The following is a 12,209-nucleotide window of genomic DNA, read 5'->3' as shown; positions in this document are numbered from 1 at the left end:
GCCATTCAACCGCCGGAGCGGAGCCCGCCGCCACCAAGGCCCTCGATTCCGAGCGCGACCGTCTCGTCTCCCGCGGCGGCAAGGTCGTGCAGGGCCTCGGACAGTTCGGCCAGGCGGCGGTAGGCGGCCCCGTGCTCACGCTGCTCCTCGACCGGAACGAGGGGGAGTCGGATCCGGCGCAGGTCGGCGCGGGACGAGGTGGCCGTGCCGCCGGGCAGGCCGGCGGCGCGCAGGAAGCAGGCAAGGAAGTAGGGGGCGCAGCGGCTCGGGTCGGGCCGGAGGACCTGCACCTGGGGCCCCGCCGCGATGTCACCGGCGTCGATCACCCGGGGGCTGATCCGTCGCCCGGTCTGGGCTACGGCCACGTCCCCGGGACGGAGCATCAGCAGGCCGGGCGCGGGCGCGGTGCGTGCGGAGGGGCCGCGCCCGACGGTGATGTCCTTTCCGGTGAGCACGGGGACGTCCCCGCCGCCGAGGTCCATTGCGAGCGGCGGGTTCAGCAGTTCGACCGCGCCGCCCTGGATGAGCTCGGCGAGGGTGGTGGCACTCTGCCCGCCGCCTCCCACGAGCGGCGTCAGCCGGTCGGCCAGGGCGTTGACCTCGGCCAGCCGCTCCCGGAGCCGGCTCCGCGCCTCCTCGTAGCCGGCCAGGATTCCGGCGCCGTCGCGCAGGAGGCGCGCCGGGGTGAGGTCCACCTCCTCGTCCAGCAGCTCGATCAGGGGAACCCCGCGACCGGGGCCGGTCTCCTCGGAAGGGTCGTCCAGGAAGCGGGTGCAGCGCGAGACGACCACGTCGGGGTCTTCGGCGGCGGCGTCCAGGACCAGCACGTGGGCGGGCAGCGGGTCGCCGTCGGCGGGGCGGCGCAGTAGCCAGAGATGCGGCGTCGCGGGAGACCCGGCCGCGGCCCCGGCGGGCAGGTCGAGGACCGCGCGGAGGGCCCCGGTGCGCAGCAGGGCGGCCCGGATGCGGCGGCCGGAGCGGCGGTGCGAGGCGGCGGCCGGCATGAGCACGGCGGCCTCGCCGCCGGGCCGCAGGTGCCAGAGGACGTGCTGCACCCAGGCCAGTTCGGGCTCGCCGCGCGGCGGCAGCCCGTGCACCCAGCGGGGGTCACCGGAAAGCTCGTCGTATCCCCAGGCCCGGTCTCCGAACGGCGGGTCGCACAGGGCGGCGTCGAAGCGCGCATCCGGGAATCCGTCGGCGGCGAGCGAGTCTCCGAGGACGACCCGCACGTCGCTGTCACCGTGGAGGTGGAGGCGGGTGCGGGTGATCCCGACCCCGTACGGCTGCCGGTCCTGCCCGGCGAGGCCGGCCGCTCCCCCGTTCTGGGCCGTGAGCAGGAGGTCGCCGAGGCCGCACGCCGGGTCGTAGACGGTGCGGCCCTTCACCCTGACGAGCCGTGCCATCAGTTGCGCGGTCGCCACCGGTGTCGGGACGATGCGCCTGGCGTGGGCTTCGACGAGGCGCCGCACGAGGTACTCGAAGGTGCCGGGGCCGCGCCGCTCCCGGAGTTCACGCGCGGCGGCGACCAGGCTCGGCGCGACGGTGACGCCGCGCTCCTGAAGGTAGACATCGAGGCCAAGGTCGCCGACGACCTCGCCGAGGCGGAGATCGTCCGTGGTGGTGCGCAGCAGCTGCCACAGCCGTTCCTCGGGCGTCAGCTTCAGGGGTTTCCCCTGGCCGTTGAGCCACGACTCGATGTCCGGCAGGGCGAACAGGGGGCTGTTGGCGGTACCGCCCGCCGGCTGGGGGAAGTCCTCGTACCGGCGCCGCCAGTTGCTCACCGCCGCCCGCCCGAAGCCGGTCAGCCGGGCGATCTCGGCCGCGCTGACGAGCACGACGTCCTCGTTCACAGCCGCTCCAGGACCCCGGCGGCGCGCAGCGCGTCGAAGTGCTCGGCGGCCCGTTCCGGTGCGGTACCGCCGCGCACCAGCAGCCCGGCCTCGATGTTGCTGTTCACCCCGGACTGGGTGAGGTTGGCGCTGGAGACGAGGAGTTCACGGCGGTCCGCGACAGCGATCTTGGCATGCATCCGGCCCTTCTCCTCCGCCCTCCGCGTGACGGGCCAGTGCCAGAGTTCGACGCCCAGCCCGTGGAAGGCGGCGGCGGGCTCCGCACCGGAGATCGCGCTGCCCGCCCCCTGGAGGGTCTCCACGACGACCCGGGAGACGACCCCTCGTTCGACGGCGTCGGCGAGCGCCTCCCTCAGCGGCTGGTATGGCTTGGCAGAGTATGTCATGAGCAGGAGTTCGTGCCGAGCGCGCCGGACGAGCCGGGACAGCACCTGCGCCGTGGCCCGTACGGGGACCCCGTGCTCAGTGGGCCCGCTCCACACTGGCTCGACCTCCACGGCCGCCCTCTCCAGGCCCGCCGCCATGCCCCGCAGGTAGGCGGCGACGGCGCACACGGGCAGATCCTCCTGCTGGGAGGCCGAGATGATCGCATCCGCCTGCTCCTCGAACCCCGGCACGCTCGCGCGGATGACGGAGAAGGGCGACGACCAGTCGAAGAGTTCGGCCAGGGTGCGCAATCCGTCCGGGGAGAGCCGCGCGGCGGACCCGCGCGCGGCCCGTTCGAATCTGTCGAGAGGCGTGGCTTCGTCGTCTTCGTGCAGACCGTCGCCGTCGTCGAAGAAGTCGTCATCTTCGATAGCGCTCACGGATGCATCCCCTCACCGACTCCCGGCCCGACGCGCATCGACCCGAGGCCTCTCCACCCGACGCGCATCGGCCCGAGGCCCGTCGCACCGCCGCGCATCGCACCGCCGCGCATCGCACCGCCGCGCATCGCCCCAAGGCCCGTCGCCCCGACACCGCGTCGCCCCGAGGGACATCGACCCGATGGGCATCGACCCGATGGGCATCGGCCGTGGCGCGGCGTTCACGGCAGCTCCGGATAGAGGGCGAGGTCGGCTCCCGCGACGGGGACGACGAAGCGGCGGTCGAGGAACCTGTTGCCGCGTTCGCAGGTCGTCTCCGACACGAACAGGCAGACGTGGCAGGCGGCGCCGTGCAGGAAGTCGGCGGGGGCGTGCGGGAGCCGCTCGGCGCACAGCGGGTCGGAGGAGCAGTGCCGCGCGTCGGCGAGCGCCCGACGCGTGAGGCGGACGAGCTGCTCGGGCTCGGCGAGCGAGACGAGACCGCCGAGCGTGCCCTCCGCGTCGGGGACGGCGGTGTAGATGAGGATGCCGCTGCGGTGCGGGTCGTCCTCCGTGCCGGAGTAGATGCGTTCCGACAGGCTCGCCGAGCTGTAGCCGCATTCGAGGGCGATGGTGCGGATCAGCAGGTGGGAGAGGGTGTGCAGGGCGATGAAGCGGGCGCCGGGCCAGTGCGCCATCTCGTCGAACTCCGACATGGTGGCGATGCGGTCGGAGTAGCGGTTGCGGCGGTGCCGCGCGTAGGCGTCCTGGTGCAGGCGCAGAGCCTCGGATTTCTCGACGCGTTCCTCCCATGCCTGGAGGAGGTCCTCGGGGACCTTGAGGAAGATGCCCTCGCCGCGGACCTCGCTGGCCGGGACCCAGGAGGGGTTCGACCGGGAGAGGCGGACGAGCTTCACGAGGTCGGGGTCCTCCGGGTCGGGGGCGTCCAGGCGGGTGAAGCCGATCAGCGCCCGCACCTCGCGGAGCCGCTCGGCCTGCACGACGTCCGCGTAGATGCCGGTCAGCTCGTCCGGGACCGACGGGTAGCCGCGCCGGAGGGTGAAGTCGGTGTTCGGGTCGGGGAGCTTCTCGGCGGAGAAGACCTCCCACTCGGCGGTGCGCAGGTCAACGTGGCCGGTCGTCTTCTCCTCACCCGCCCCCGCGAGCTTGGCACGATGCCGAGCGACGGCCTCGGCGATCTCCTCGTTGCTCCACTGGTCGAGTTCCTTGAAGGCCGGGACGTGCTCCCGCGCGTAGGGATACATCGTCTCGGGGAGGTCCTTGATGGCTTCCCATTTCAGCTCGACCTTGGCGTCCAGCGCGCTCGCGCCGGACGGCGGGACCGCCAGGGCGGCGAGGCTCTTGGCGAACCACTGGTTGGAGGCGCCGACGATCAGCAGTTTCGGCGCCTCGTCGCAGCCCTGCGGGTCGAAGACGGCCAGGTGCGGGTGGCGGCCGCGGCAGCGCGGCAGGTTCCCCTCGCCGCGCTTGCCCTGCGCGTCGCGGATGTTGCGGTGCTCCCCGCAGTTGACGCATTTGATCTCGACGTTGGCGCCGAGGTTGCCGCCCCGGTCGTCCATCCGCAGCCGCGGGTGGCTTGCGTTCGGGCACGTCCCGCCGCGGTGGACGAAGTGGGCGTACGGGAAGTCGTCGAGGTGCCCGTTCGTGCACGACAGGACGAAGCGGGCGGCGACCGCGAGCGGCTTACGCTTCTTGCACTTGTCGTGGTAGAAGCGGGCCTCGTGCGGCTTGCGGGCGTTGGAGTTCTCGAAGCCGAAGACCTGCGAGTCGAGGCCGCCGAGTTCGTTGCAGGCGGTGCAGCGCAGCCAGCCGGGGAACGGCGCGACGGGCACGCCGATCCGGGACGCCGGGCCGGTCGGGTCCTTGTCGAGGCCCTCCATCCAGGGGGCGGGCATCAGCTTCTGGACGCTCTTGCCGATGCTCTGCTGGACGGCGGCGAGCAGCCGGGGCTCGTCGATCGGCAGCGCCTCGGGCAGGCCCTGGTGGCTCCAGTCGTCCAGCCCCTTGACCAGGACGGAGAAGTTCGGCAGGTCGATCAGCGCCCCGACACCCGCGGTGAACATCAGGTGGCTCGGGCGGACGCTGCCGACACGGCGGCGGAAGAACGCGGTCTCGGTCATCGAGTCTCCCTGGCGTTCGGCGCGTCAAGGGCGGACTGGCCGAGCTCGTCGCCTTCGGGCTCGTCCTCGTCGGGGTCGGCGGGCGGGCCGAACGACCACTCCGGCTCGTTGTAGACGGGGTGGAAGATGCCTTCGCCGCCCGGGAAGAGCAGGTTGATCTCGTTCTCGGTCTCCCGCATGGACATGCCGGCGGTCATGGTCTCCCAACGGCCGTTGCCGGCCGGGCGGAGCAGCCCCCTGATCGTCTGCTTGTTCCAGGTGCCGTCCTGGTAGCCGAGCCGGGCGCTGCCGACCGTCTTGCGGGCCTCCCACGCGTCGAGGACGACCTCGATGCGCTCCTTGAGGTAGCCGCGCCCTCGCTCACCCGCGACGGCCTCGGCCCGGCCCAGCATCCTGTCGACGATCTCCTCCACGCGCGGGTCGGCGCGGTCGACGTCGAACGCGTCGGGGTTGCGGGAGAACTCCTCGGCGGCGTGCCGGACGGCGGCGACGAGCGTCCCCGCCGTGCCCCGGTCGAGGGAGCGGCGGGTGTACGGGGTGACCGAGAGGGCCTCGACCTGCCGGTAGAAGGTGGAGTGGTAGTGCTCGAAGTCCTCGTAGTGGGCGAGGTCGCGGGGCCGGGACCAGTTGTAGAGGGTGACGACCAGGCCGGGCCGGTCGGCGTCGCGTCCTACCCGGGACGACGCCTGGATGTACTCGGCGGTGTTCTTGGGCTGGCCGACCATCACCATCAGACCGAAGCGGGACACGTCCACGCCGACCTGGAGCATGGACGTCGCGAGCACGACGTCCACCGGCTGAAGCCCGGCACGGTTCCGATCGTAGAACCGGCGGGTGAGCGGATGCTGCGGGGCCGCCTTCGCCTTCGCCTTGGAGTCGCGCTGCTCTTGGAGGAACCGCCGCATGTCGGCCCCGATCTCGGTGCGGCGGCGGGAGGTGTCGATCTCGGGGTCGAAGCCGTGCTCCAGCAGCTTGAGGACGTCGCTGATGTCGCCGGAGGAGATGCGGGACGTCAGCTCCTGGATGGTGAGCATGCCGCCCCGCTGCACGATCCGGTTCGCCAGGCCCTTGGCCCTGCCGTGGCGGCGCACGCGCGTGGTCACGTCGTCGTCCAGGTAGCGGCGCATGCCGGCCAGCTCGCGAGTGGCGTTGAAGTAGCCGACCATGGTCATGTAGGGGTCGGCCGGTTCGCCGTACTTGTCGAAGAGGGTCTGACCGGCCAGCAGGAGGATCTCGGCGAGCCGGATCTCGGCGGACTTGATGCGGACGCCGTGCGCGCAGATGCCGAGGTAGCGCCGGCCGGGAGTCTTCGGGGTGACCGGCTCCTGGCGGGAGAAGAACGTGTCGGCGACGTCGGTCACCTGCGGCGGGAACACGGCCAGCTCGCGGCCGAAGACGCCGCGGACCTGCTCGCGCGCCCGCTTGGTGGTGGCCGTGGAGGCGACGATCTTCGGCCCGGTGCGGCGTCCCTCGAACGGCCAGGACGACAGCTCCGCCACGGCGGCCTCGAACAGGCCCACCGTGGTGCCGAGCGCACCGGAGATGAGGTGCAGCTCGTCCTGAATGATCAGGTCGGGCGGGCGGAGCCTCGCGACCGGCCGGGCGCTGACCGCCGGAAGCGAGCCCTTCTTGTTGTGCTTGCCGGCGCAGCCGGTCTTCTCGTCGAGGTCGTCGTGGCGGTAGCCGTGCCGGTCGCAGCGGCTCCGGGTGCGTCCGAAGAGGATCCCGGCGTAGCCCCTCCAGGGGAGCTGGGCGAGCTTGTCGACGGTGGCGATGACGAGGCTGGGCGCGTACCGGTAGATCTCCTCGTCCACGGTGAGGATCGGAAGGCCTTCGTGGTTGGCCATCCTGCGGGAGAACGGGCAGGCGTCCCCTTCCCCGCGCGGGCAGTACAGCAGGATGCGGCGCCGCTCCTCGTCGATGTCGAGGTCCTTTTCGGCCCGTAGTTCCTCGCCGCACCAGGGACAGGCGAGCGTCTGCAGGACGTTGGCACGGTGGCCGCTGCCCTGGTCGCGCGCCTCGATGACCTGCTCCTTGGCGTCCTTGAACCAGTTGGGCGACACTCCAGCGCCGACCCAGAGCCCGATGCGGAACCTCTCCTCTCCCCAGGTGGCGGGGTCGTCCCGCCGGATGATCTCGGCCGCGCACACGAGGGCGGCGGCCCGCTGGAACTGCTGCGCGGTGAGCAGCCGCAGCGTGTACCGCATGAGCACAGCGACGCCCGCCATTCCGTCGCGAGCGTCCTCGGCGGCCCCCAGGGTGCCCTGAAGCCTGCGGATGGCGAACGTGTAGGCGGTGAGCCCCAGGTAGGCCTCGGTCTTGCCGCCGCCGGTCGGGAAGAACAGCAGGTCGACCAGGGCGGTGTGATCGGCGGCGCGCTCAGGGTGGCTCGGGTCGGTCAGCGACGGCAGGTTGAGCAGGACGAACGCCAGCTGGAACGGCCGCCAGCTCGCGGCGGCCTCCCCTCGCGCCTCGACGCGTGCCAGGGCTTCGGCGTATCCGAGCCCCTCTTCCCGCAGGGGCGCGATGGCGGTGTGGCGGCGCTGGAGGGCCATCGCCTTGTTGGCGAAGTGGAACGCGTCCAGAGCCTCCTTGTGGCGCGGGCTGGTCGGGTCGGACAGGAGCGTCACCCCGGCGGCGATGCGGTTCGCCGCTCTGCGGGCCTGGTGGACGGCCTTGGTCGCGGCCTCCCGCAGCGGGGCCGGCAGCCCCGGGATCTCGGCTTCCCTCTCGTTCAGCCAGGCGCCGTATCCGTCGACCAGGGGCCGTAGTCCTTGTTCGATCTGCGCGGGCGATGCCTCGGCGAGGTCGTCCATGGACAGAACGACGTGCTCGAGCGGGGTGCCGGGGCCGGTCGGCGCGATCGTGGCAGGCACGTTGTAGACCGGCAGCCAGGTCGTGGTGAGCCGGTGCGCCACTCGCCGGCCATCGGCCACGTCGGCGTGGACTGCGACGTTGCGCCCGGCGGCATAGCGGCGCTCGTTCCGATAGAGCAGCCGCAGGTGCAGCTCCTCAGAGTCGTCCCCGACCGCCTCCAGGTCGTCGGCGGGGTCGTCGACCGGGAGGAAGATCGCCTTGGCTCCGTCGAGTGCCGTCACGGTCAGTTCGGGCTGGAAGAGCCAGGCGGTGTCCTTGTTGGCCTCGGGTTCGCTCTGCTGGTTGACGAGAGCGACCTCCACAACGCGGCTGCCGTCCCTGGTCCGAACGCTCACGCTGAGCAGCACGCCGGGTGCGTCCTCGTGCTCCCCGGTCAGGGGGATCTTGTACGACTCCTCAGCGTCGAGCCGAACCTCCTCCTCGCGGTCCTCCTGTTTGCGCGACCAGACGCGGAGCTTCTTTCCCTCCTCGTCCTCTTCCTCGCGGAGTTCGTAGCGGCCCCACGCCGCCTTGACCACGACCGCGTCCACGTCACCGGGGACGCAGAACGACAGCCCCATGGAGGACGCCCAGATCTTGCCGAGCGCCTGCGGACTGAGGACTTCGGGCAGCTGCCCCTCGGCCGCGTCGCCGCCCGTCCCGACCTCGGGGTCGGGCATCTCGCCGGCGTTCTCGATCGTGGACGCCGCCGACGGGCGCGGTCCGAGCATCCCGACGAGGTACCGCTCGCGCGGCCCCATCGCCTTGGGCGCGAACGTCTCCTCGCGGCCGCCCCACGGCCCCAGGAGGTCGAGCCGGACGAGCTTCTCCAACTCGTCGCGGACCTCGAACGACGTGCGTTCCGCGAACGCCTGCGGGACGTCCAGCGGCGCCTTCGCCTCGGCCGGCTCCCCCTTCACCAGCGAGAGCTGCACGTCCCCCGGCTGCGGGAACAGGCCCCCGTCATCATCACTCACGCCGCGCCTCCGGCAGTCGATGTCGTGTACTCGCTACACAAGCACATCCCACCGACACTGCGGCCACGCATCGCCGAACCGCGCTCCCTCCCGACCGAAATCGGCCAACCGCCCACCATCCCCCGGGTGGCCGGTATCGGATCGGCGACTCTCCGGCACACGGCGGAACTACGCGGTTAAGTGGATTTGCTGGTCTTGTCGTCAAGCGGCCGGGGGCTGACTGCTGTGCGGAAGCTGAGATTCGTAGGGCGCGCTCTGGTCGGGGCGTCGCTGGCGGTCGCGGCGGGCGTCGCGGTCAACCAGATCTACGACAACGGCAAGCTGAGCTGGAGCTGGGGATACCTGGCGCTGGTGTTCACGGTCTCAGGCGCACTGGCACAGGCCGCCCCGCAACCCCCCGCGCCCGCCCCGGACGCGGCGCCGTCCTCTCCCCCGCTGGCAGGGCGGCGGAAGGGATCGCGGCGCGCCTATCTGCGGCGGATGCGCTCGGCGGTCGACCAGATGGAGACGATCGGGCTGGTCACCCAAGCCGAGTACGTCCTGCGGACCCGCCAGGTCTACGTGGACGTGATGCTGCGGCCGCGACCGGTGACCGAGGCCGTCGCCGACACCGGCATCGGCTCGGTGCCCTCTCCGGAAGCCGGGCGGCGCGCCTCGCTGGCGTCCTTCCTGGCCCCAGGTCGGGTGCTCGCGGTCCTGGGCGCCGCAGGATCCGGGAAGACGACGCTGGTCCGGCACACGGCACTGGAGATCGCGGAGCGGCGCCGGCGCGGATGGAGGCGTCGGCTACAGCTCCCATTGCTGTTGTATCTGCGCGACCACGCTGAAGAGATCGCTACGGAGGAACCCAAAGGGCTGGCACAGATCGCGGTGACCGCGCCGTGGCTGAACGACGCGGTCTCGGCCGAGTGGCTGGAGGAGCGGCTGAGGCGGGGTCGCTGTGTGGTCCTGCTGGACGGGCTTGACGAGGTGGCCGACTCGAGGGACCGCGGCCGTGTGGTCCAGTGGGTGGAAGACCAGATCAGCCGCTACCCGGCCAACGCGTTCGTGGTGACGTCCCGCCCTGTCGGATATGACGCCAACCGGTTGTCTCGCGCCGACGTCCTCCAGGTGCAGCGGTTCACCAGCCGGCAGATCCGCGACTTCCTGCATGCCTGGTACCGGGCCATCGAGCATCGCGCCCGGCAGGGCGATCCACGGGAGATCGACCGGCTCGCCTCGGAGGCCGCCGACGACCTGTTCCGGCGGGTCAGCGGCCGTCCCACGCTCTCGGACCTGGCCGCGAACCCGCTGCTGCTAACCATGATCGCGAATGTGCACCGGTACCGCGGCAGCCTGCCCGGCAGCCGGGTCGCGCTCTACGAGGAGGTGTGCCAGGTCCTCCTCCACCGCCGCCAGGAGGCCAAGAACCTCCGCGACACCGATGTGGACGGCATGAGCGGAGAGAAGAAGGAGCGCATCGTCCAGGAGTTGGCCTGGTACATGATGCGGCGCGAACTGCGCGACATCCCGGCTGGAGAGGCCGAGCGCGCCATCGGCACCGTCCTGGAGCGAACCGCGCCGGACATCACTCCCGCAGCCTTCCTCATCCACGTCAAGCGCAGCGGTCTGCTACTAGAGCACCAGTACGGCCGGTACGGCTTCGCGCACCTCACCTTGCAGGAGTACCTGGCCTCCATGCTGGTGCCCGCACACGCGTCCCGGCGCCAACTCCTCATGGACAACGTCAGCACCCCCTGGTGGCGGGAGGTGACGCTTCTCTGGGCCGCCCGCGCCGACGCCAGCCCCGTCGTCGAAGCCTGTCTGGAGGACCGGACGGTCACCGCGCTCAACCTCGCCTACGCCTGCGCGGAGGAGGCACGCGAACTCGATCCCGGTCTGCGCACCCGCCTCGACCGGCTCCTGAGAACCGCACCCCGTGATGCCGATGAGAGGCGACTGCTGGACGGAGTCGTCGCCGCGCGGACCTTGCAGGACACCCATGCCCTTGACGACGGCACCCGCGTCTGCACTCACCCCGTTTCAGACGACCTCTGGGCGCGCTGCCGCGCCCGCATGGGCGGCCGCCACCTGCCGGCCGACGTGTCCGCCGACCTGTGGACCAGGGACATCAAGGACTTTCTCATCTGGCTCAATGGCCTGTTCGGCGATGGAACCGACTATCGTCTACCCACGCTGGCAGAGGCACGCCAGATCCTCGGCCAAGACCTGTTCTCAAGAAGAACCAGAGTCGGGGCCAAGGTGATCCTCTACGCCGCGGATCAGGACTGGGCCGACGACCACGGTCAGGTGCGCCTCGTCCCCTTCTCACCAACCGTCTCTCCACACCGGCCCTCCGGGCGACAACTCGACGCCTATCCTGCCCTCATCCTCCGGCACGCCCATGTCCTCTTCCGGCTTTTCCCGTCCGCGGTGCCGACCACCTTCGTCGACCTGCTGGCCTTCGCGAGGCCCCGTGACCTCGGTCGGGCCGAGGACCGGTTGCTCCATGCCCTCGACCTCGCCCTGGACCTCAGCCTCGCCAGCGAGCCGGTCCGCGCCCCGCTGCGCGAACGCGCTTTCGAGCGTGCCGTCGACCTCGGCTTCGAAGACCTCCCCGGCCAGGCGGATGATCTCGACCTCGACCGCCTCCGCGACCAGGCTCTCCGCTACGCCGAGAGGTTCGGCCTGGAACAGGGCCACGATCTCGGTCCCCGGCTGCGGCGGGCTCCCGCTTACAGGGAAAACAGCACGAACAACCTGGTCGGCGTTCTGTTCGACGTTCTCCGTCTTCATTTTCACCACACCGTCCGGGACGACCTCCCCGCACAAGCCCTCGACCACATTCTCAGGAGTCCCCTCGGGAGCGGCATCGACACCGAGCGCCTCTTCGGGCCCCTCGAAGAGGTACTGAGCGATGGCCTCGAACGCGACCTGGCCGACGCGCGCGCCCTCGCCAGGGCCCTCGGGCCGGACCTCCCCGGCTACCGCCCCGGCTCCGACACCGCACACCAAATCGTCGAGAGCATCGACACGGCTCTCGGCCACCGGGTCACTGCCCGCTTCGCGCGCGGCGGGCCCAACATCGACGTCCGCCCACCCAGCGGGATCCTCCGCTACGCCAACATTGATCGCATTCTAGATGTCGATCGCGCACTCGGCCGCCTAATCAAATCGGCCGGGACACTGCGCGGCATCGTCGCCGACGCCGATGACGAGCAAGCTCGCGACCACGCCCGTGAACTCTACCTCGCACTGCAAAGCGCGCGACTCCATTCATTCGCCCTCGCCTTCGCCAAGGCCCGTCCTCCTCGGCTCTATCCGATCCACGAGAACCTCGCATACGCCCTGAGCTTGGCGCGCCTCGTCTTCGCCGACGATCTGGGCAGGCTGAGCATGGACGCCATGATTGGCACAGCTTGGGCCTGCGCCAATCTAGAGCGCTCGTTCGCCGCACCCGCAGACGCGTACAACGGGGCACCTCCGAGACGCCGAAGCAGAGCGACGACGATGGAGGCGTTTCTCCGGGTCTGTCCAGTTAACGGTGTAACTCGATCTTGCGGGGTCTAGTTGCGGGCGGCGGCCAGGCGGCCTTCGAAGGTGATCTCGAAGGCGTTGAGG

5 protein-coding genes are annotated in these 12,209 nt (G+C 71.1%); 1 reads left to right on the top strand and 4 read right to left on the bottom strand.

Translation table 11 applies throughout. The features are described from left to right. Positions 1-5: 5 nt before the first annotated feature. The 4 genes from AB0C21_RS10545 to drmA form a co-directional block, all read right to left on the bottom strand. Entirely contained in the window at positions 6-1,850 is a 1,845-nt protein-coding gene (locus tag AB0C21_RS10545; RefSeq protein ID WP_500203756.1) for an N-6 DNA methylase, read from the bottom strand. After that, the gene (drmC, locus tag AB0C21_RS10540; RefSeq protein WP_500203755.1) at positions 1,847-2,656 is read right to left on the bottom strand and encodes a DISARM system phospholipase D-like protein DrmC; all 810 of its coding nucleotides are present in this window, start codon (positions 2,654-2,656) and stop codon (positions 1,847-1,849) included. Before drmC ends, AB0C21_RS10545 begins: the two co-directional genes overlap by 4 nt. Positions 2,657-2,877: 221 nt before the next feature. Beyond that, positions 2,878-4,776, bottom strand: coding sequence for a DrmB family protein (gene drmB / locus AB0C21_RS10535; protein WP_500203754.1), 1,899 nt, complete (start codon positions 4,774-4,776; stop codon positions 2,878-2,880). Then, the gene (drmA, locus tag AB0C21_RS10530) at positions 4,773-8,609 is read right to left on the bottom strand and encodes a DISARM system helicase DrmA (protein WP_500203753.1); all 3,837 of its coding nucleotides are present in this window, start codon (positions 8,607-8,609) and stop codon (positions 4,773-4,775) included. Before drmA ends, drmB begins: the two co-directional genes overlap by 4 nt. Before the next feature lie 180 nt (positions 8,610-8,789). On the opposite strand from drmA, the gene AB0C21_RS10525 reads away from it, so the two are divergent. Beyond that, entirely contained in the window at positions 8,790-12,158 is a 3,369-nt protein-coding gene (locus AB0C21_RS10525) for an NACHT domain-containing protein (protein ID WP_500203752.1), read from the top strand. The last annotated feature ends 51 nt before the right edge of the window (positions 12,159-12,209 follow it).

The sequence above is a fragment of the Spirillospora sp. NPDC049024 genome (genome assembly GCF_040649235.1).
GTDB lineage: Bacteria > Actinomycetota > Actinomycetes > Streptosporangiales > Streptosporangiaceae > Spirillospora.
Note: the sequence above shows the minus strand (reverse complement) of the source record. Positions and strands in the feature narration are given on the sequence as shown.

Bases quoted from the DNA above. Each gene is read 5' to 3' on its own strand.
- drmB (WP_500203754.1), bottom strand. From the start codon at position 4,776: ATGACCGAGACCGCGTTCTTCCGCCGCCGTGTCGGCAGCGTCCGCCCG.